Source organism: Varibaculum cambriense DSM 15806 (assembly GCF_000420065.1).
Lineage (GTDB): Bacteria > Actinomycetota > Actinomycetes > Actinomycetales > Actinomycetaceae > Varibaculum > Varibaculum cambriense.
On sequence record NZ_ATUF01000003.1, the window covers coordinates 286,714 to 306,957 of the forward strand.

At 52.2% G+C, this 20,244-nt stretch carries 18 protein-coding genes and 1 tRNA gene; 15 read left to right on the forward strand and 4 right to left on the reverse strand.

Features of this window, described 5'->3' with window-relative positions; translation table 11 throughout:
- Positions 1-47: 47 nt before the first annotated feature.
- The 3 genes from F605_RS0106360 (at position 48) to F605_RS0106370 (ending at position 1,134) form a co-directional block, all read left to right on the forward strand.
- The gene (locus tag F605_RS0106360) at positions 48-275 is read left to right on the forward strand and encodes a HypC/HybG/HupF family hydrogenase formation chaperone (protein ID WP_022865062.1); all 228 of its coding nucleotides are present in this window, start codon (positions 48-50) and stop codon (positions 273-275) included.
- 90 nt (positions 276-365) lie between these two features.
- The gene (locus tag F605_RS0106365; RefSeq protein WP_022865063.1) at positions 366-755 is read left to right on the forward strand and encodes a hypothetical protein; all 390 of its coding nucleotides are present in this window, start codon (positions 366-368) and stop codon (positions 753-755) included.
- Positions 756-765: 10 nt separating this feature from the next.
- On the forward strand, positions 766-1,134 hold the full coding sequence (locus F605_RS0106370) for a hypothetical protein (protein ID WP_022865064.1): 369 nt from the start codon (positions 766-768) through the stop codon (positions 1,132-1,134).
- A 270-nt stretch (positions 1,135-1,404) separates the two neighbouring features.
- Here F605_RS0106370 and F605_RS0106375 read toward each other — a convergent pair whose 3' ends face one another.
- Positions 1,405-2,010, reverse strand: a complete 606-nt coding sequence (locus F605_RS0106375) for a methyltransferase (RefSeq protein ID WP_022865065.1) — start codon at positions 2,008-2,010, stop codon at positions 1,405-1,407.
- A 128-nt stretch (positions 2,011-2,138) separates the two neighbouring features.
- On the opposite strand from F605_RS0106375, the gene F605_RS0106380 reads away from it, so the two are divergent.
- The 10 genes from F605_RS0106380 to F605_RS0106425 all read left to right on the forward strand — a co-directional run bounded on the left by F605_RS0106380 (position 2,139) and on the right by F605_RS0106425 (position 15,455).
- A complete protein-coding gene (locus F605_RS0106380) occupies positions 2,139-3,827 on the forward strand; it encodes a DUF885 family protein (RefSeq protein ID WP_022865066.1) in 1,689 nt (562 codons plus the stop codon).
- A 224-nt stretch (positions 3,828-4,051) separates the two neighbouring features.
- Positions 4,052-5,653, forward strand: coding sequence for a peptide ABC transporter substrate-binding protein (locus tag F605_RS0106385; protein WP_022865067.1), 1,602 nt, complete (start codon positions 4,052-4,054; stop codon positions 5,651-5,653).
- A 17-nt stretch (positions 5,654-5,670) separates the two neighbouring features.
- Positions 5,671-7,188, forward strand: coding sequence for an amino acid permease (locus F605_RS0106390; protein ID WP_022865068.1), 1,518 nt, complete (start codon positions 5,671-5,673; stop codon positions 7,186-7,188).
- Between the two features lie 253 nt (positions 7,189-7,441).
- Positions 7,442-9,100, forward strand: coding sequence for a peptide ABC transporter substrate-binding protein (locus F605_RS0106395; RefSeq protein WP_022865069.1), 1,659 nt, complete (start codon positions 7,442-7,444; stop codon positions 9,098-9,100).
- Positions 9,101-9,246: 146 nt separating this feature from the next.
- Entirely contained in the window at positions 9,247-10,173 is a 927-nt protein-coding gene (locus F605_RS0106400) for an ABC transporter permease (protein ID WP_022865070.1), read from the forward strand.
- Positions 10,166-11,113 carry an ABC transporter permease gene (locus tag F605_RS10270; RefSeq protein ID WP_022865071.1) on the forward strand — a complete coding sequence of 316 codons (948 nt, stop codon included), beginning with the start codon at positions 10,166-10,168 and terminating at the stop codon, positions 11,111-11,113. The genes F605_RS0106400 and F605_RS10270 overlap by 8 nt, the downstream gene beginning before the upstream one ends.
- Positions 11,114-11,145: 32 nt before the next feature.
- Positions 11,146-12,981, forward strand: a complete 1,836-nt coding sequence (locus F605_RS0106410) for a dipeptide ABC transporter ATP-binding protein (protein ID WP_081639163.1) — start codon at positions 11,146-11,148, stop codon at positions 12,979-12,981.
- Between the two features lie 192 nt (positions 12,982-13,173).
- On the forward strand, positions 13,174-13,980 hold the full coding sequence (locus F605_RS0106415; protein ID WP_027723665.1) for an amino acid ABC transporter substrate-binding protein: 807 nt from the start codon (positions 13,174-13,176) through the stop codon (positions 13,978-13,980).
- 45 nt (positions 13,981-14,025) lie between these two features.
- Positions 14,026-14,679 (forward strand): amino acid ABC transporter permease, encoded by a 654-nt coding sequence (locus F605_RS0106420; RefSeq protein WP_027723666.1) that lies wholly within the window; start codon positions 14,026-14,028, stop codon positions 14,677-14,679.
- Positions 14,680-14,684: 5 nt separating this feature from the next.
- Complete coding sequence (locus F605_RS0106425; protein ID WP_022865073.1) at positions 14,685-15,455, forward strand: amino acid ABC transporter ATP-binding protein; 771 nt, start codon at positions 14,685-14,687, stop codon at positions 15,453-15,455.
- A gap of 11 nt (positions 15,456-15,466) precedes the next feature.
- Here F605_RS0106425 and F605_RS0106430 read toward each other — a convergent pair whose 3' ends face one another.
- Positions 15,467-17,041, reverse strand: a complete 1,575-nt coding sequence (locus F605_RS0106430) for an aminopeptidase P family protein (RefSeq protein WP_022865074.1) — start codon at positions 17,039-17,041, stop codon at positions 15,467-15,469.
- Between the two features lie 35 nt (positions 17,042-17,076).
- Between F605_RS0106430 and F605_RS0106435 the strand changes: the two genes are divergently transcribed.
- Both F605_RS0106435 and F605_RS0106440 read left to right on the forward strand, forming a co-directional pair.
- Positions 17,077-17,928 (forward strand): PHP domain-containing protein, encoded by an 852-nt coding sequence (locus tag F605_RS0106435; protein ID WP_027723667.1) that lies wholly within the window; start codon positions 17,077-17,079, stop codon positions 17,926-17,928.
- A gap of 68 nt (positions 17,929-17,996) precedes the next feature.
- Positions 17,997-19,577 (forward strand): UDP-N-acetylmuramoyl-L-alanyl-D-glutamate--2,6-diaminopimelate ligase, encoded by a 1,581-nt coding sequence (locus tag F605_RS0106440; RefSeq protein ID WP_022865076.1) that lies wholly within the window; start codon positions 17,997-17,999, stop codon positions 19,575-19,577.
- 93 nt (positions 19,578-19,670) lie between these two features.
- Here F605_RS0106440 and F605_RS0106445 read toward each other — a convergent pair whose 3' ends face one another.
- Positions 19,671-20,075 carry an OsmC family protein gene (locus F605_RS0106445; protein ID WP_022865077.1) on the reverse strand — a complete coding sequence of 135 codons (405 nt, stop codon included), beginning with the start codon at positions 20,073-20,075 and terminating at the stop codon, positions 19,671-19,673.
- Between the two features lie 80 nt (positions 20,076-20,155).
- A tRNA-Met gene (locus F605_RS0106450) sits at positions 20,156-20,229 on the reverse strand.
- Positions 20,230-20,244: the final 15 nt, after the last annotated feature.

Here is a 20,244-nt window from a genome sequence, read left to right on the forward strand (position 1 = left end):
TCCTGGGGTGAGAGGATCAAGTATCCCGGTAAGGAAGGATGTAGATCATGTGCGTGGGAGTGCCCTGCAAAATCTTATCGATTGAGTCCGGCGTGATGCCGATGGGGCGCATCGATGTAGCTGGACAAGTGCAGGACGCTTGTATGGCATATCTTCCCGAGGCGCGCGTAGGCGACTATGTCCTCATCCAAAATGGTTTTGCAATGAATCTTTTAACCGCCGAGGAAGCCCAGGAATCATTGGACACTTGGAGAGAGTTGGGAATGATTTCCTAGCCGGCAGGGCGGGCGGTGGAGGATCCCTCATCGCAAGCAGATAATTTGTTAAACTCGGTAGCAAGCTCATAGATAGTCGAAGGAGTTATCGTGGCATGTTTTATTGTTCCAACCGTAGAAGCAGTGGCGGTTACGGCAGCTAAGAAACAAATCGCAAGGAAAGCAAAAAATGGTGCTTCCCCGGAAAGTACCGAACGTTCTTTAAATCTAGTTCGCAAGCTGACCTGGCTAACCAACCTGCTATGGGGCGGAGCCTTGTTGCTGGCTTTTGAGCACCTCTGGCATGGGGAAGTGATCCCATATTTCCCGTTCCTGTCTGCGCTTACGGAGCGATCAACCACCCAGCAGATGCTATTTGAAATGGGAACCGTGGGTGTCGGGATGGCAGTGCTGGTCACCGCAGTCTGGGGGATTGGAGTAGCCCTGATTCGCGCTAACGAACGGCGTACCAACCCAGCTCCTGAAAAGATCGAGGCGTAAAGGATTAACAATGACTCTAGTAATCACCCTTTTTGCGGCAATCTGTTCCACCGCCTGGTGGTATGCACATGCCCCCCAATCAAAAATGCGGGTAGATCTCCTTTGCTGGATGTACTGGGGAGCCTCTCTAATGTGGACAGTTGACCTGGCCGCTGAATATATCGAAGAAGGCGCAGAGGTATTTTCGCCTGCTGCCAGCGATATGCTCAACGATACCTACCTGGGTCTGTTCGTGGTGGCACTGGCCGGTATTGTCTGGATCGGTTACCTGATCGTTAAGGATCCCCGTGGGGTTCGCACCCAGCTATTGGCGCAGCGGGAAACTGCTCTTGATCGAGATGCCAGTGTCGACGCGAAAGATTTAGTCGCTTCTCGTTAAGGACAATAGCAGTTTTTCGCCAGTGAAAACATGCTGACCAGATAACTAAAACTTAATAACTGCGCGGGCAGATACTGAGAAAAGTATCTGCCCGCGCTTTGCTATATCGCCGGAAGGTAATGAACACGAGGGATAACTTTTTCCTCCCGCCCAAGAATTCGAAAAACGTAGCGACGTTTCCCGAATTCTTATGCCCACCGCACCCACTCGGATAAAAGTTATCCCCCGCGTATCTAATCGGTGCCGCGTTTGTAACTTGCAGTCGTCTAACTATGCAGGGGAAACCGCTAGGAGGCGAAAACCTTTTTTCGAGGCCAGGCGGCGGGTGGGGAACCCTTGCGCGCACAGCCATTTTTGCATCGAATCTGCGCCTAGATTCTTTCCCATTACCAAAATCGCTTCTCCATCGGATTTCAATAGCGGCAACCAGGTCAGCAGTAAGTCTTGGAGGGGTTTTTTCCCGATCCTTACCGGGGGATTAGACCAGATCAGATCGAGTCCTCCGGCAGCTTTGGCGGCCGCGAAAATCTCTTCGGGAGAGCCTACCTGCAGACAAACTCCTGCCCGCTGGGCGTTAGTGCGGCTGAGATCCCGCGCGCGTTCACTTACATCTACCGCTAGCACCTGTGAGTCGGGGCTTAAAAGGCCTAGGCTGATTGCCAGTGGCCCCCAGCCGCAGCCTAGATCCAAAAAAGTGCCGGTTCCCGGTGGGGTAGGCGCCTCCGCTAATAACACCGCGGTTGCTTTATCTAGGTGACGGGCAGAAAATACTCCCTCTGCGCCCTCTAACCTAAGTTTTTTTCCCCCTAGAGTCACTTCGATCTGGGTACGTTCTCCCGCACTAGCCGCGGGTTGATCCGTGAAATATTGTTCCATCACTTCTAGAATATTGTTTTTAGTTTCCTAATGCGGGTAAGCCATAATATAGGGCGATAGCTATCGTCTTGCAATCTCGCCGAGGTGACAGAAGCGAAGAATAAAGGAAGCGAAAATAGGAGGTGCGATTGACAACCGAGGTTAAGCAAATCGACGGCGTACTTGACCAATACGTCACCGCCTATGCTCGGATCGATCCGTTTAAAGCCTCCGAATGGGGAATCTCCGGATATGACGCTCTCCTCCCAGATTATTCGCCTCCGGGAATTTCTGAACGCTACAACCTGCGAAAAGATACTTTAGCGAGGATGGCGAAGACCCCTAAGGGGACAGCTCGGGAGATCAGGGAAGCCAAGGGCTTTACCCTTTGGGCACGTGCTGAACAACAAAAATTCGAATCCGGGTTCCTGACTTCCGAGATTACCGGGACTAACTCGCCGATTCAGGTTTTTGCGGAAACCTGCAAACTGATGGAGGTAAGTAACGAGGCGGCGGTAGGTAATCTTACCCGGAGATTCTTGGCTCTTCCCCAAGCATTTGCGGGTCTGAGAACCACTATGAAAGAATCCCGCGATCGCGGCTGGGTATTCCCTCGGGAAGTCTTGGAAATGGTGTTGGAGCAGACAAGAATCCTGGCGAATCCCGAGCATGATATCTACGAAGACAAACGCGCGGAAATGGCCAGTACCCGGCCGTCACAAATGAGTCAGCGTGCCTTTGAGCGGGGAATCTCTGCCGCTCAGGATGCCTTTTTAGAAATGGCAGATTTCTTGCAGCAAGAAATTCTGCCGGCATGCTCTCCCATCACTTCGATAGATCCACACTCCTATTTCATTTCCTTAGCGAGTATCGGGGTCAACGAGCCCAATCCCGGTGAACTGTTTGCAACGGCTAGTGAAGATTTAGTGCGCGTGCGTGCTGTGTGCGAGCAATTACGCAGGGAGCTGGGGGATAAGCCTGTCTATCGGATTTCTGATTTAGAGGTGGCTGATGGCTTTGAGGTGCTGACTTGGGCGATGGAGGATGCTTGGGATAGTCTGCGCTCCCAGGTAGATCCGGAGCTAGCAGAGCTGGTTAATCCCGAATCCTCTTCCTTGAAATGGGAGAACGATCCCCACGGCTGCCTGGTTCATCCCTACTATTCCGCGGGAATCCGCCTAGCAAAGAACAACCGAGTTTTACCTCGAAAATATGCCGCTACTAGAGCGCCCCACGCCTATCAAAGCGGAGAAAACCCGGCGGCTATTAGTGGCAGGGCCTTCGACTCTTTCCTAGAGATTGATAACCGCTACTTTGCGCTAGCGGCTCTGGAGAAAGGTATCCCGGGCTCGCACCTCTATTCGCGGGCGCGCGAGACTTTCGGCGCTAATCTTTTTACCCGGATAGCTGCGCGTTTACCGGTCTCTAATTTGGGTTGGGATCTATTTGCCCTGGAAATGGTACCGGAGCTGTGGGATATCCCGGGGGAGATCAGATTACAAATCCAGGAGCGAATTCTGCGCTATGTGGCGTTGGCTCTAGCTGATCTGCAGCTATATGGCGGCCAAGGGGAAGGGAAAACGAAATGGGGTCTAGCGGAGGCGATCGAGTATCTGCACCATACTGTAGGTGACCCCTGGAGCCAGGTGTTGTGGCGTCAACGATATTTAGGGGTTCCTGCCATGAGTGTGGCTGCCTGGTATGGGTGGCGGCGTTGGAAAGCGATATACCAAAACTTCCTGGCGTCTGGAGGCAGTGGGTTCGCTGAGTTTGTGCGGAAAGTAGCCCCGGCCGGAGCAGTTCATTTTCAGGTGCTCGCGGACGCCGTCACCGATTAGAAGCAATCTTTACTACTGCATTCACCGCAATCTGTACGGGAAAATAACGTTATTTCGTCCGCAGATCCTTATCTGCGGGATATCGATGTGGCTCTCAGCGAAAAATAGGGATTATTTCTATTAATTTTGGAAAAACAAAAGTAAGTTGCGCAAAATATAAACTAACAGTAATAAATCAGTATTATTAAAGCTAATCGTTCCGGTTTTTAGAAAGGCATAAGACTATGCGCAGTCGTTGGCTCCCTCTAGCGGTTCTGGCAGCAACCATCCTTACTACCGGAGGTCTGACCGCTTGTAGTAACAATGCCCCCACCGATGCAGTTGACCGGATCTCAATTAACGGGGAAGAACCGGCGCGCGGGCTCATCCCCGCAGCTGCCGACGACGATGCCGGAATAAAGATTATTGATTTGCTATTTGCTGGTTTAGTCACCTATGACCAGCAGGGAAAAGTAGTCAACGATGTGGCTCGGGAAATCACGGATTCTTCCGACCATAAAACCTGGACTATTCATTTAAATACTGATCGGAAATTCTCCGATGGAACCCCGGTACTGGCGAAGAATTTTGTGCGTGCCTGGAAAGCCTCGGCTGCGCAAAAATTGGGGGCTACCACGGCTTATGAAGCGATCGAGGGGGCAGAAGGCGATGGAACCGGTAACCTCAGCGGGGTCATGGCTAACGGTGACGACAAAATTACTATCAAGTTGAAACGTCCGGTGGCTGATTTTTCTAATCGCTTGGGGATTAATGGTTTTTATCCGCTACCCGATAGCGCTTTTGACAAACAGGGGAAAATAAAAAAAGGGTTTGGGCAAAAACCGGTAGGCAATGGCCCCTACACGCTTACTAACTGGGAGCCTTCCACTCAGATAATGCTCGATAAATCCACTACCTATCGCGGACCGCGCGAGGCACAAAACGCGGGACTGGAAGTAAAAATCTATGCAGATCTATCGGCGGCCTACCAGGATCTCTTGGCTGGGAACCTAGATGTGCTTGATCAAATCCCGGACGGGGAACTTCCGAATTCTAAAAAGGATTTGGGGAACAGACGCGCCAGCGCGGTGCAAGCTGGAATGCAAACCCTAGATATTGACTACCAGACGAAACATTTTTCGGGTGAAGAAGGCAAACTGCGGCGCCAGGCGATATCTCAAGCTATTAACCGGGAAGAAATCATTGAAACCATCTTTTACGGTACCCGCAAGGCCGCCACTGATTTCTTACCCCCACAAATCTTGGGGCATATCGCTGGGGGTGCCGAAAATAATAAGGTGCTGGAATTCGATGCCGTAGCTGCCAAACAAGCCTGGCAAGCTGCCGATAAGATCCATCCCTGGCAGGGGGAATTAAAAATCACCTATAACTCCAATGAATCTAATCAACCCTGGGTAGATGCAATTTGTAATCAATTATCAAATACCTTGGGGATTAAAGCGGTAGGCGATCCTAAACCTGATTTCAAAACTATGATGGAAATGATGGATGAGCATGCCTTCTCCGGTCCTTTCCGAATGGGATGGTCTATGGGATATCCCTCTCCGAATAATCTACTTGCTGGCCGTTACGTAAAAGGCGGTAATGGTAACAAAATGGGATACGACAATCCCGCATACGCGGAGCTACTTTCTAAGGCACAGGCGGCAGATACTCCTAAAGAGGCAGGCAAACTCTATGAACAGGCGCAAACTTTGCTGCTGGCAGATTTGCCTTCGATCCCACTGTGGTCTCCCGGCTCCAACATCGGATTTAGTCAGCATGTGGGCAAAGTGACTACAGATTGGAAAGGTGAGGTAGCTTTTCATAAAGTTACTAGAAAATAATCATCTCGGAGGATGTCGTGGCAAGTAGCGAAGTTTCTGATAGTAATCCCGGTTTTTCCCCGGCAGATAGTGCCCAGCTTCACCGCAAGCTAAAGGCACGACATCTCAATATGATCGCCATCGGAGGAGCGATCGGCACAGGGCTGTTTGTGGCCTCCGGCGGTACTATTACCGGAGCCGGTCCGGGGGGAGCCTTAGTTGCCTATGGTGCCATTGGCGTAATGGTGTTCTTCCTGATGCAATCGCTAGGGGAGATGGCTACTTACTGTCCCACTTCCGGGGCTTTTGAAGTTTTCGCTACCCGCTATGTATCCAAATCATTTGGTTTTGCCCAAGGGTGGAACTATTGGTACAACTGGGCAATCACCGTAGCGGCGGAGCTAGTTGCCGCTACTATCGTGATGCAATACTGGTTTCCAGAATCGGTGGTACCGGCCTGGATATGGTCACTTTTATTCCTGGTAATCCTATTTGCTCTTAATGCCTTCACGGTTCGTGGTTTCGGCGAATCTGAGTTTTGGTTTGCCTCCATCAAAGTAGTAACCGTGATTGTCTTCCTGGTGCTGGGATTGCTGATGGTGATAGGGATTCTAGGGGGAGAGTCTCCGGGATTTACCAACTTTACTCGGGGAGATGCCCCCTTCGTTAATGGGTTTTGGGGCATTATGGGGGTCTTTATGATCGCCGGATTCTCCTTCCAAGGTACCGAGATGATCGGGATAGCGGCCGGGGAAACCCAAGATCCGGAAACTAATGTTCCCCGGGCTACTAGGGCGGTATTTGTGCGGATTCTGCTGTTCTATATCGGCGCGATCGCGGTGATTGCCTTCCTGATTCCCTATTCGGATCCCGCCCTCTTACAGGGAGCGAGCGCCGATTCTGATACTGCCCAAGGCTTTACCGAGGCCGTTACCAAGTCTCCCTTTACTTTGCTTTTTGAACGAGCTGGGGTAGCGATTGCAGCGGGAGTAATGAACGCGGTCATCTTAACCTCAATTCTGTCTGCCGGTAACTCCGGAATGTATGTGGCCACCCGGATGCTCTATTCCCTGGCCAAAGAAAAGAAAGCACCGGCGATTTTTGCTCGGCTGACCGGTCACGGCGTACCTCTAATGGCACTAGTGGCTACCAGTTTGGTAGGCGCACTTTGCTTCGCCACCTCGCGCGTAGGTACCGGTCAGGTCTATGTATGGTTGGTGAATGCTTCCGGGCTTGCAGGCTTTATTACCTGGATGGGAATCGCCTGGTCTCATTACTGTTTCCGGCGCGCCTATAAAGCCCAGGGAAAATCGGTAAAGGATCTGCCTTACAAGGCAAGTTTCTATCCCGCAGGGCCGATAATTGCCCTGATAATGTGCGCGGTAGTGATAGTTGGTCAGTCTTTGGATGTGATTAGCGGGGAAGCCTCGGTGATGGACTTCCTAGCGGTTTATATCGGGCTACTGTTCTTCTTGGCGCTATGGGGAGGGCATAAACTAGTTACCCGCGCCCCGGCCGTAAAACCGGAAGAAGCCGATCTTTCCCGTCATATCTAGTATCTAGCTGGCGCTATTGCTTCACAGCCAAGGACAACCAGGCGTGAAGAGTACTGAACAAACCCCGAAAAATAGCTGTCGACATCCTGAGTAGTCGGTATCCTACCAGTTATCGCTTCCTCAAAGCCAAGTCGAGAAAATCTTGGGATTTTGTAAAAACTATAACTAGAAATGCTATATTAGCTGTGATCGTGTCAACAATTTTGCTGATACATCAGCTTTAACAATGTAAGCAACAAGCTTGGAGGCAATAGTGAAACGACGGGGCGCATTGGCCCTTGCATCTGCACTTGCTCTTTCCCTCGGGCTCGCCGGCTGTTCAAATGGGGCTGGCGACTCTTCCGCAGCTAAGGCAGATGACAAAGGGATTATTACTGTAAACACCGTAGAACCGCAGAATCCCCTGATTCCTACTTCTACCAATGAAACCGGTGGCGGTAGGGTTCTGGACGCGCTGTTCTCTGGCCTGGTCTATTACGAGCCTAAGACGGGAGAAGCGAAGAACGAGCTGGCCGAATCTATTGAGTCTAAAGACCAAGTAGTTTGGACCATTAAACTCAAGAAGGACGCTAAGTTCTCCGATGGTTCGCCCATTAAGGCCGATAACTACATCAAGGCCTGGAACTACGGGGCAAACCCGAAGAACGCGCAAATGGCTTCCTCTTTCTTCGAGATTATTAAGGGCTTTACCCCTGGTCCGGAAGAAGAAGGAGCCGCGGCACCTGATGTTCCGGAATTGGCCGGCCTGAAGAAGATCGACGATTACACGTTCGAAGTAACTCTTAACCAGCCGACTTCTGACTTTGCACTACGTTTGGGCTACTCTGCCTATGCGCCGCTACCGGATGTAGCTTTCAAAGATATGAAAGCCTTCGGTCAGAACCCGACTGCCACCCCCGGTCCCTACACTCTAAAGGACAAGGGCTGGCACCACAATGAATCTATTGAACTGGTAAAGAACGACAAGTACTCTGGCCCGCGGGAAGCTAAGAACGGTGGGCTCACTTTCAAGATTTACACCAAGTCTGATGCAGCCTATGCCGATGTGCAGTCTGGTCAGCTGGATGTACTCGATGATGTTCCAGCTGCCTCTATGAGCACCTTCCAGTCTGATTTCCCGGATTCTCACGCCAATATTCCGGTAGCTATTTTCCAGTCCTTCACGATCCCGGATCGCCTTAAGCACTTTGGGATGGATGAGGAAGGCCGCCTGCGTCGGCAAGCGCTCTCCTACGCCATCGATCGCGAAAGCATCTGTGAGAAGATCTTCCAGAAGACTCGGGTACCGGCGAAAGATTTCACCTCTCCGGCCATGCCTAACTACGACAAAGTTATGAAGCAGGTTAAAGGTGCGGAAGTCTTGAAGTTCGATAAAGCTAAAGCCAAAGAACTGTGGGCGAAAGCTGATGCTATTTCCAAGTTCGACGGCAAGTTCACCATCGGCTATAACTCGGACTCGTCCCACAAAGACTGGGTAGACGCGGTTACCAACCAGCTCAAGACCAACTTGGGAATCGATGCAGTTGGCGATCCTTACCCGGACTTCAAGGGATTGCGCGATGCCATTACCCAGGAAACTATCAAGGGTGCTTTCCGCTCTGGTTGGCAAGCGGACTACCCGGGGATGAGTAACTTCTTGGAGCCCCTATACTCTAAGAACGGTAACTCTAATGATGGTAAGTACGACAACGCGCAATTCAACCAGTTGATGACGGACATTGCGAAGCTGCCGGTTGGCGAGGAGCAGGACAAGAAGTTTGCGGAAGCGCAATCGATTCTGTTCACCGATCTGCCCGCTATCCCGCTGTGGTACTCCAATGTTCTAGGTGTTTGGAATAAAGACAATGTTTCGAACGTTGCCTTTAACTGGAAGAGTGAACCGGTTTACTACCAGATCACTAAGAACGCCTAAAGATAGCGAGAAATAACAATCCTGCAATAAAAGCAGGCTCGGAGGCGGGTCTGAAGGTAGCAAAATGCCTTTTGACCCGCCTCCGGTTTTTTCTGGACGCTTTAACGCGATAGGGTTTAACACAGCTTATAGTCAAGGAGAGACCTATGCTCAGATACATAGGGCATCGTCTACTACAGATGATCCCGGTATTTTTCGGGGCAACGTTACTGATTTTCGCCATGGTGTATGCCATGCCGGGTGATCCGGTGCAGGCACTGGGTGGAGATAAGGGATTGCCCCCCTCGGTAGCCGCACAGATACGCGCGGAATACAACCTGGATAAACCGCTGTGGATGCAGTACCTGCTGTATCTAAAAGGAATCGTCACCCTAGATTTCGGAAAGACCTTCTCCGGAAGGGAAGTTACGGAAGTAATGGCTAATGCCTTTCCGGTAACTATCAAACTGGCTTTTATGGCGATTATTTTCGAGGCGGTAATCGGGATTTTCTTCGGGTTTTTCGCCGGACTCAAAAAGGGCAAAATTTTTGACTCCACCGTGCTAGTAATTTCCCTAGTAGTAATCGCGGTTCCGACTTTCGTTATCGGTTTCTTGCTGCAGTTCCTACTCGGGGTGAAGCTTGCTTGGTTGCCTACGACTGTCGGGGCAAACGTTAGTTTCCAGTCCTTGCTGATGCCAGCGCTGGTGCTGGGAGCAGTTTCTTGTGCCTACGTCATCCGGCTAACCCGGCAAGAAGTTTCAGAGAATTTGACCGCCGACTTCGTGCGTACTGCCCGGGCCAAGGGGATTCCCGAATCTCGGGTAATGACCCACCATGTGCTGCGGAACTCGCTGATTCCAGTGGCTACCTTCCTAGGGGGCGACCTAGGAGCCTTGATGACGGGTGCGATTGTTACTGAAGGTATCTTCGCGATTAACGGCGTGGGCGGTACTCTTTACCAAGCTATTTTACGTGGTGAAGCCGCGACCGTAGTTTCGATCACTACCGTGCTGGTGCTGGTCTATATCGTCGCTAACCTGCTAGTAGACCTGTTATACGCTGTACTAGACCCGAGGATTCGCTATGAGTAACCAACTACTTCCCGGACAAAAACATTTCGTTAACCAGGTCGATGAAACCGGCCTGGGGGCAGTCGATGCCGTAGCCGACGAATCGGCGCCCTCCTCGGTGTGGGGAGAAGCCTGGAAACAGTTGCGTCGTCGCCCCCTCTTTTGGGTGGCGTTGGTGATTATCACCCTGGCAGTGCTGATGGCCGTGGTACCCCAGCTGTTTACCTCCCAAGACCCCACCTATTGCACCCTGGAAAACTCCCTGGATGGCCCTACTAAAGGCCACGTTTTCGGTTTTGATAAACAGGGATGCGACCTGTATTCCCGGATTATTTACGGAGCCCGTGCTTCGATCGCAGTAGGGATTTTCTCTACTCTAACTGCCACGATTATCGGAGTAATTTTCGGGGCTTTGGCGGGGTATTTCGGGGGAATCCTAGACGCGATTCTTTCGCGGATCGTGGATATTTTCTTCGCCATCCCCATGGTGCTAGCGGCCATTGTGATTATGCAAATGTTTAAGGAACACCGCTCTATCTGGATGGTAGTGATCGTGCTGGGTGTCTTCGGATGGACCCAAATCGCTCGTATCACTCGCGGAGCGGTGCTTTCGATTAAGAACGAGGAATACGTAACTGCAGCACGTACCCTAGGGGTATCTAATATTCGGATTCTGCTGCGGCATATTTTGCCGAATGCGGCGGCTCCGGTGATTGTTTATGCCACCGTGGCGCTGGGAACCTTTATCGTGGCGGAAGCAACCCTATCCTTTATGGGGATTGGTTTGCCTTCCTCCATCGTTTCTTGGGGTGGGGACATCTCTACTGCCCAGCAGCAACTGCGCACCGCTCCTATGGTGTTGTTCTTGCCTTCGATTGCCTTGGCGCTTACGGTATTGAGCTTCATCATGATGGGCGACGTAATCCGTGACGCGCTCGACCCGAACCAGAGGAAACATTAATCGTGAATCAAAATAACCAAAAGGATCAGATTATGGCAGCTGACTCGGATCAGAATGATGCCGTCAGCAAGGCGGTGGCAGGTAGTGAGAATGCTACCCCCGAGCCGTTACTGGAAGTAAAAGACTTAGAAGTTACTTTCCAGTCCACTACCGGGGTGGTTCCGGCGGTACGTAAAGCTAATCTCACTCTCTATCGCGGGCAGACCGTGGCGATTGTAGGGGAGTCCGGTTCCGGTAAATCCACCTTGGCTATGTCAATAATCGGCCTGTTGCCCGGTACCGGAAAAGTTGCCGGCGGATCCATTAAATTTGATGGACGGGAACTAACTACTCTCACTGAGAAAGAGATGCAACAGGTGAGGGGAGCCCAGATTGGGATGGTACCGCAAGATCCCATGTCGAACCTGAATCCCGTTTGGAAAATTGGTTCCCAGGTAGCCGAGGCGCTGAAGTATAACGAGGCCACTAAAGGCGGAAACATCCATGAACAGGCCATGAAAGCCTTATCGGATGCCGGCCTGCCTGATGCGGAGGCACGTTCTAAACAGTATCCGCACGAGTTTTCCGGGGGGATGCGTCAGCGTGCGCTGATTGCCATCGGTTTAGCGGCCGGACCACAGCTGCTAATCGCTGATGAACCCACGAGTGCGCTGGATGTAACCGTGCAACGGCGGATCCTAGATCACTTGGAAAAAGAAACCCAAGAGCTGGGGACCTCCACTTTGTTTATTACCCACGACTTGGGGCTGGCGGCGGAGCGTGCCTCCCACCTGGTAGTTATGCACCGGGGACGGGTAGTAGAGTCAGGACCTGCCCGGGAAATCTTGAACGATCCCCGCCATCCCTATACCCAGCGTTTGGTAAATGCAGCGCCTTCGCTGGCGTCTCAGCGGATCGAAATCAATTATTCTCCTGCCGAGGACGAGGCCACCAGCGGTACTATTGACTCGCGTACTTCTGCAGATGTAAATCTGGCGGTGGCGGCGGCCAAAGGCTCCGGGCAGAAAGTTATGGGCACCAATGTTTTGGGAGAGCCCTTAGAAAAACATCTGGGCGAAGAAGTCATCCGCGTAGAGCACTTGGTTAAAGAGTTCGAAATCCGCGGACAAAAGGGTAAGAAAAAGAGTTTCCGGGCGGTCGACGACGTTTCCTTCCAGGTGCGACGCGGCTCTACTTTGGCTTTGGTAGGGGAATCTGGTTCCGGTAAATCCACCGTTGCCAATATGATCCTTAATCTGCTTGATCCCACTTCTGGCAAGGTTTATTACGAGGGTATCGACCTGTCGACTTTGCATCGCAAACAATTATTTGCGCTTTGCCGCAAAATGCAGGTGGTTTTCCAGAACCCTTACGGATCTTTGGATCCTATGTTCTCGGTCTATCGCTGTATCGAGGAACCGTTGCGTACTCACCATATCGGTGACCGAGCTAAGCGAGAAAAGCGGGTCGCAGATTTGTTGGATATGGTGGCGCTACCGCGCAGCGCTATGCGGCGTTTCCCGAACGAGTTGTCGGGTGGTCAGCGGCAAAGGGTGGCAATCGCGCGTGCCCTCGCTCTGCGTCCCGAACTGGTAGTGCTAGACGAAGCAGTATCTGCCTTGGATGTGCTGGTGCAAGATCAGATTCTGCATCTGCTTAACGAACTGCAAGGCCGGCTGGGGCTGACCTATCTGTTCATTACTCACGACTTGGCGGTGGTGCGTGAAAACGCTGACGATATCGCGGTGATGGAACAGGGCAAACTGGTCGAATACGGCAAAGCTGACGATATTTTCGCCAATCCGCAAAAAGAATACACCCGCGAACTTATCGATGCGGTTCCCGGTGGGGACTTGCTGAAAGCGCGTACCGGTTACCAGGCCGGCTAATCTGTCCTTTTCTTCCCAGTTTCTGGCAAAGAAACCGGGAGGAAAAGGAAAGTGTCGGGCGTTTTATACCCAAAAGCCGGGATTTCCAAAATATTTTGCACTCTGAGATGAGAATGAGCGTTTAAAAGGATCTGCCAGGCGCTCTGTTAAACTCTAGGTGTCTTGCAGGTTGGCTCGAGAGAAAGATTCCAAATGAAGTTGAAGAAAACGCTGCTAATGCTAACCAGTCTGGTGCTGGCGCTATCGCTTTCTGGATGTGCAGGAGGCTCGGGCGCCGCAGATGCTGGCAAAGCTAAGGGTGATGACTTTACGGTAGGCTTCGATGCCAACTTCCCGCCCTATGGATATAAAGACAAAAGCGGAGAGTATGTAGGTTTCGACTTGGATCTGGCAGCCGAAGTTGCTAAACGTAACGGCTGGAAACTGCAAAAGCGGGCTATTGATTGGGATTCCAAAGATATGGAGCTCAAGTCGGGCACTATCGACTGCATCTGGAATGGTTTCACTATGAACGGGCGGGAAAAACAATACACTTTCTCTAAGCCCTACGTAGATAACTCGATTGTGTTCGTTACTAAAGCCGGATCGGGGATTAAGTCCCTGGCAGACTTGAAAGATAAAACCGTGTTGGTACAGGTAGATTCCTCGGGGCTGGCCGCGCTGCAGGATAAGGAAAACACGGATTTAGTTTCCAGCTTCAAAGAAATGACCCAGGTTCCGGACTACAATAACGCGTTTATGACCCTGGAGGCCGGCGCAGCTGATGCGGTTGCGGTTGATATTGGAGTAGCTGACTACCAGTTGTCTCAGCGCGGAAAAGACAAGTTCGAAATTATGGATCCGCCTTTCCACACCGAGCAGTACGGTATCGGTTTCAAGAAGGGGAACCAGGCTTTGCGTGACCAGGTACAAAAGACTCTGGACGAGATGAAAAAGGACGGTACTTTCCTCAAGATCGCGAAGAAGTATAAATTAGAAACATCGATCGTCGCTAAGTAGTTTCCTGCGCGAAATTCTAAACGCTAACGCAGGGAGTTATGGGTAATGGATTTATCGTTTTTGCCGGAACTCGCCGGCGGTATGCTACAAACCTTCATCATCTTCGCGCTCACCCTGGTTTTATCGCTGCCCTTGGGGTTGGTGGTTTACGGTGGGCGGGTGAGCCGCTTTAAACCGCTAGCCTGGCTTATTCAGTTTTATATCTCGGTGATGCGGGGAACCCCCTTAATGCTGCAACTTTTGGTGGTGTATTTCGGTCCCTTCTTCCTTTTCGGGATGCAAATCGGAGCCGCCTACCGTTTCAGCGCAGTAATTATCGCTTTCGCGATTAACTACGCTGCCTATTTTGCCGAAATCTACCGCGGAGGTTTCCAAGCGATCCCGGTAGGACAATCGGAAGCCGCCTTTGTGCTGGGGTATTCTCCGGCGCGTACTTTCCTGACCATCAAGTTGCCGCAAATGTTCCGTACGGTGCTACCTTCGATTACCAACGAAGTAATCACCCTGGTAAAAGATACTTCTCTGGCTTTTGCGATCGCCTATGCGGAGATGTTTACGATTGCCAAGCAACAGGCCGCTGCTAGTGCTTCTATGCTGCCATTTGTGGCAGCCGGTATCTTCTACTGGGTGTTCAACCTGGTGGTAGCGGTAGTGATGGAACGGATTGAAAAACGCATGGGAAGCTACAAGATTAGGTGAGGAAGATGGAAGCGCTACGTATTACCGGTATGGAAAAAAGCTTCGGTACTAACCGGGTGCTTAAAGGAGTATCGCTGACGGTCAACACCGGTGAAGTCCTGGCGGTTCTTGGTCCTTCAGGTTCCGGAAAATCTACGCTTTTGCGTTGCTGTACTTTCTTAGAACAAATGGATAGCGGAGAAATCTGCTATTTCGGCAAGCAGGCTTTAAAGAAAGAGGCCGGCGTTAAGGTTTCTACTGGGGATGAGCGCGAGTTCCGGCGCGATTTTGGGTTGGTTTTCCAAGACTTTAACCTGTTTCCACATTGGAGCGTGCTGCGAAATCTCACTGATGCCCCGATGAAGGTGCAGGGGAGAGGGCGGGAAGAAGCCCAGGAAACAGCGCTGCAACTGTTAAAAAGGATGAACCTAGCCGATAAAGGCCAGGCCTACCCGGCAGAGTTATCCGGCGGGCAACAACAGCGGGTTGCGATCGCCCGGGCACTGGCATTAAAGCCTAAGATGCTGTATTTCGATGAACCCACCTCCGCCTTAGACCCCGAGCTGACCGGAGAAATCCTACAGATCATTCGCTCGCTGGCAGCGGAGCAGATGACCATGGTAATCGTGACTCACGAGATGGATTTTGCTGCCGAAGTCGCGGATCGCGCCCTCTTTATTGATAACGGAGTGGTACTGGAATCTGGCAACGCCAAGCAGTTAATCCGCAATCCTTCCCAGGAGCGTACTCGCCAGTTCCTCAATAAACTACGCGGACACAACGCTTCTGCAGATTAATAATCCTTGGTCTATGAGGCGGGATATTCGTTAAGGCGTGCCATCCAAGCTTCCACCTCTTCGATAGTGCGGGGAATATCTTCCGAAAGACGGCGTACGCTGCCGTTCGCCTCCACTAGCACATCGTCCTCGATCCTCACCCCGATGCCGCGTAGTTCTTCGGGTAAGAGTTGATCGTCCTGGTGGAAATAGAGACCCGGCTCAATCGTGAAACACATGCCTGGCTCTAGCAGGGCATCCATATACATATCCCGCGCGGCTAAGGCGCAATCGTGGACATCTAGCCCTAAGTGGTGGGAGACTCCATGCGGCATCCAGCGCCGGTATTCCCCGCCGTCCTTTGAGAGGGTCTGTTCGGCACTCACCGGCAATACCCCCCAGGCATCCAAATGTTTAACTAAAGCCGCAACTGCCGCGTCATGTACATCTTTGAACTTACATCCCGGCTTATTGGCTTGCGCCAAGCCGGCCTCGCAGGCATCGAGTACCGCGTTATACACCTTGGCCTGCACCGGGGTGAATTTGCCATTTACCGGCAAGGTGCGGGTGATATCCGCGGTATAGAGAGAATCGGCTTCCACTCCGGCATCAATCAAAATCAAGTCGCCTGAGCGGACTGGTCCATCGTTATCAATCCAATGCAAAGTATTGGCGTGATTTCCCGAGGCTGCAATGGTGTCGTATCCCAGGCCGTTGCCTTCTTCACGAGCCCGAGCTTGGAAGGCTCCCTCAACCACCCGTTCACCGCGATGGTGCTGGGTTGCACGGGGCAGCGCCCGAATCATGGCTTCAAAGCCCGACTTGGTAACCGCAATCGCGTGCTCTAGCTCCTTGACCTCGGCGGCATCCTTTTGCAAGCGCAATACCGAGGCGGCTTCTTCGAGTTTTTCATCCCGGCTCCGGGCGTCCTCTCCGGTCGGAAGCCCGGCTTCGCTACGCACTTTCTCTACCGCCGCCTGCACCGAAGCGTCGACTTCGCGTATTACTCGCAGCTGCACCAGACCTGCATCTTTAGCCAGTTGATCGGACAAAGTGTCTAAGGGGCGCGCCTCCAAGCCGGTCACTGCCTCCATTTGAGAAAGCGTCATTCGCGGTCCCACCCAGAACTCACCATAGGTGGAGTCAGCATAAAATTCTTCGCTGCTGCGCGGAGCTTGGGGACGGAAAAATACGATCCCGCGATGAGTAGCTGCCCCCGCATTTTCGGGGGCATTTTCTAAGGGCGTCCCCTCTTTATCGGTTAGCGGTTCCAGGACTAGCGCGGCGTCCGGTTCGAGCTCCCCGCCTAGCCCAGTCAAATGGGCAAATGCGGAGTGGGCGCGGAAGCGATAGTCGCAATCATTGGAACGAACCTTATAGTTTCCGGCCGGAATCACTAGGCGTTCCCCTCGGAACTGGGCACCTAGTTTTTGATAGCGAGCCGTCAAGAAATCCCGCGCGTGACTGGGAACAGGATCGGGATCTTTACGTTCGCCCCAACCGCTGCCAATAAATTCGCGAAACGCGGGACTGCCAATCCGGCGAGAACGGTTATTTACCCGGTCTTTTAAGGGTTGCTCTTCTGCTGCTGCTAAGTTTTCTTCCATACTTCCATCATGCCACGATGACCTAAAATAGTCCTATGGCGGCGACGCGAATCGATTTACACGCTCATTCTTCCTGTTCAGATGGTACTGACTCTCCCGAGCAGGTGATGCTTCTGGCCGCGCAAACCGGTTTGGATGTCATCGCGCTTACCGATCATGACACCTTCGCGGGGATAACAGCTGCCAGTAAAATGGTTCCGGAATGCGGGGTTGGTTTGGTTCCCGGGGTAGAGATCTCCACTTCCCATCAGGGAATCACCGCGCATCTGCTCGCCTATTTACCTGACCCGCAAAGCCCGGTGTTAAAGGAGTTATTCGTAAAAACCGTGGAGGCACGCCAGCAGCGGATGCGGGAGATGGTGCAGCGCTTATCTGCAGATTTTGATATTTCTTATCCGGCAGTTGTCGAGCAGGCGGGATCGAGCCCCATTGGGCGGCCACACGTTGCTGATCTTTTGGTAAAAGCCGGGTATTTCCCTGACCGCTCCGCCGCATTTGAGCAGGTGTTAGCTACTTCCAGTAAATACTATGTGCACTATCAGGCTCCCGATACCATCGAGGCAGTGGAACAGGTAATAGCAGCGGGGGGAGTCCCGGTTCTGGCGCATCCGCGAGCCGGCAAAAGACAGCGCCGTTTCTTGTCGGTAGATACTATTGCCCTGCTAAAAGAAGCGGGACTATTTGCCCTGGAGGCTTTCCACCCGGAGCAAAACCCGATTGAACAGGCCGAGGTCAGGGAAATAGCGAAACTTCTGGGATTGGCTATTACCGGATCTTCGGATTATCACGGCAGCGGAAAGCCCAATCAACTGGGACAATGCCTCACAGATCCGGAAGTATTCGCGGAAATCTGTAGCAGGGGAGCGGGAGAACTGGTGTGTCCCTGAGAAGGGGGGTAGAGGCTGCGGCTGCGCACTTTATCGTTTGCAAGGAAGTTGCCACTAGAGTAGAGGCTATGACCGTAACTTTTCGAGATTTTCGTCCCCAAAATATTGCTCCGGTTTCGCTGGCGCGTTTAGTTGCCGGCTTTACCCCCGAAATTGATGCCTCCTGGGAAGAGATTCCAGTGCGAGGAGTCTCTATGGCGTCTGATGAGATTTTAGCCGGGGAGGCCTTTATAGCAGTGGGCGGGGCGAATGTGCATGCCGCCAAGTTTGCAGGTGAGGTGGAATCTCTGGGGGCAGCAGCGGTTATTACTGATGCTAAGGGCGCGCAAATCGCTACTTCCCAAGGGGTGAAAATCCCGGTGGTGACGGTGCCGGATCCGCGGGAAGCGGCTTCACCCCTCGCGATTAGAGCCTTCGATAATCCGGCAGGGAAAATGAAAACCGTGGCGGTAACCGGAACTAATGGCAAGACCACTACTTGTTTTGCTGCCAAATTTGCTTTTGAAGCGGCAGGGCTTGCCACCATGATTCTTTCTACGGCGGAAACTCAGGTGGGGGATTTGCGGATTCAATCTTCGCGTACCACGTTTGAAGGTCCGATGTTGCAGCGAATCCTGGCTTACGGGGTGGAGCAGGGGATGCAGGCCGCAGTAGTGGAAGTATCCGCGCATGCCCTGGCTTTGGCGCGCATAGCAGGAATGAAGTTCGATGCCACCGCTTTTACGAACCTGCAGCATGATCATCTGGATTATTTCCACACGATGGAAAACTACCTGGCAGCTAAGGCGCGGTTGTGTTCTAAAGAGTTTACGGATTATAGCGTGATCTGCGTCGATGATAAGTGGGGGCAGCAATTAGCGGCTAATTGTGACACCCAAAATCTGACAGTATCTGCCTACGATCCGGCTGCGCAAGCCGATTGGGTAGTAACCCGAAAAGTTAACAACATTGCGCATGCGGCGTGCGATTTTACTTTAACTGGGAAGACGGAACCGAATGTGGGGCGCGAGGAAAAAATTACCGTTGCCCTGCCCGGGGAGGTAAATGTGCAAGATGCCGCGATTGCCTATCTCATGGTTACCGGAATCGGGATTCCCGTCGAGGCCGTAAAAGCGGGCTTAGCGACCCTAGCCGTTCCCGGGCGCCTGGAAATCGTCAGCCGGCGTAATGAAGGTACCCCGCTGGTAATCAATGATTATGCCCATACCCCGGAGGCGTTAGCTTCGATTCTGCGCACTATGCAAGAGTTCACGCCCGGGAAACTACACTTGGTTTTTGGTACCGACGGGGATCGCGATGCGACCAAACGGGTACCGCTAGCTAAAGTGGCTGCTCAAGAGGCAGATATTCTCTGGGTGACTGACGAAAATCCGCGCACCGAGAATGCCCAAAGTATTCGCGCCCAGCTGCTATCCGGGATTAAAGAGGAACGCCCCGAGATGGAGAACGTTTGTGAAGTAACTACCTGCCGCCGGGATGCCATCCGGAAAGCAATTTTGGCTGCTCATTCGGACGATACGGTAATAATCACTGGCAAAGGCGCGGAGCCCTATCAAGAAATTGAGGGAGTTTTCCACGCTTTTAATGACACGCCGGTGGCTCGCGATTGCCTGGCAGCCTATAAGAATCGCGCTCATATTCAGGGGTAACGCTCTACCGATGATTATCCCCGGCGCTTAGCCCTTTTGGAGGGCGCAGGTCAGATTTCTCGTGCCCCTGGGAGAGAGTTCCTAATGGCGCGGCTATTCTGAAACCAGGTCAAAGTCGTAGCTGGCGCCATCGTCTAGGGTATGGCCAACGGTGCAGTATTTATCTATTGCCTCCTGGGATTTTTGCCGTAGTTGCGCCACCTGCTCTTCGCTTAGTTCGGCGAGGTCAGTAACCATTTCTACCGTCAGGTGGGAATAGGAATCGCGGCGCTCATCTTTTTGTGCTGCTACCCCTACGGCGGCCGCAAAATCTTTTCCTAAAGCAGCAGAGAATACGTGATCAGCGGAAAAAGTATGGCAGGTGGCCAGAGCGAGCTGCAGCAGTTCCCCGGGAGTGAACTGGTTTTCTCCCATCCCGATTTCGACTTTGGCGCCGCGCTCATTTTGTCCTACATAGTGTTTCTTGCCTTGGCGGTGTGCCCATAAAATTTTACTCATGCCCTTATTGTGGCAGGAACTGTCAGTAAGTGCAGGAACATAAAAAATCCTGCAACCTAAGGTTGCAGGATTTTTGCTAGTAGCGGGGGCTGGATTTGAACCAACGACCTCCGGGTTATGAGCCCGGCGAGCTACCGAACTGCTCCACCCCGCGTCGACTTGTCTATGT

Excerpts from the sequence above, each read along its gene's own strand:
- F605_RS0106360 (WP_022865062.1), top strand. The coding sequence starts at position 48 with ATGTGCGTGGGAGTGCCCTGCAAAATCTTATCGATTGAGTCCGGCGTG.
- F605_RS0106370 (WP_022865064.1), top strand. The coding sequence starts at position 766 with ATGACTCTAGTAATCACCCTTTTTGCGGCAATCTGTTCCACCGCCTGG.
- F605_RS0106375 (WP_022865065.1), bottom strand. The coding sequence starts at position 2,010 with ATGGAACAATATTTCACGGATCAACCCGCGGCTAGTGCGGGAGAACGT.
- F605_RS0106385 (WP_022865067.1), top strand. The coding sequence starts at position 4,052 with ATGCGCAGTCGTTGGCTCCCTCTAGCGGTTCTGGCAGCAACCATCCTT.
- F605_RS0106400 (WP_022865070.1), top strand. The coding sequence starts at position 9,247 with ATGCTCAGATACATAGGGCATCGTCTACTACAGATGATCCCGGTATTT.
- F605_RS10270 (WP_022865071.1), top strand. The coding sequence starts at position 10,166 with ATGAGTAACCAACTACTTCCCGGACAAAAACATTTCGTTAACCAGGTC.
- F605_RS0106410 (WP_081639163.1), top strand. The coding sequence starts at position 11,146 with ATGGCAGCTGACTCGGATCAGAATGATGCCGTCAGCAAGGCGGTGGCA.
- F605_RS0106415 (WP_027723665.1), top strand. The coding sequence starts at position 13,174 with ATGAAGTTGAAGAAAACGCTGCTAATGCTAACCAGTCTGGTGCTGGCG.
- F605_RS0106420 (WP_027723666.1), top strand. The coding sequence starts at position 14,026 with ATGGATTTATCGTTTTTGCCGGAACTCGCCGGCGGTATGCTACAAACC.
- F605_RS0106425 (WP_022865073.1), top strand. The coding sequence starts at position 14,685 with ATGGAAGCGCTACGTATTACCGGTATGGAAAAAAGCTTCGGTACTAAC.
- F605_RS0106430 (WP_022865074.1), bottom strand. The coding sequence starts at position 17,041 with ATGGAAGAAAACTTAGCAGCAGCAGAAGAGCAACCCTTAAAAGACCGG.
- F605_RS0106435 (WP_027723667.1), top strand. The coding sequence starts at position 17,077 with ATGGCGGCGACGCGAATCGATTTACACGCTCATTCTTCCTGTTCAGAT.
- F605_RS0106440 (WP_022865076.1), top strand. The coding sequence starts at position 17,997 with ATGACCGTAACTTTTCGAGATTTTCGTCCCCAAAATATTGCTCCGGTT.
- F605_RS0106445 (WP_022865077.1), bottom strand. The coding sequence starts at position 20,075 with ATGAGTAAAATTTTATGGGCACACCGCCAAGGCAAGAAACACTATGTA.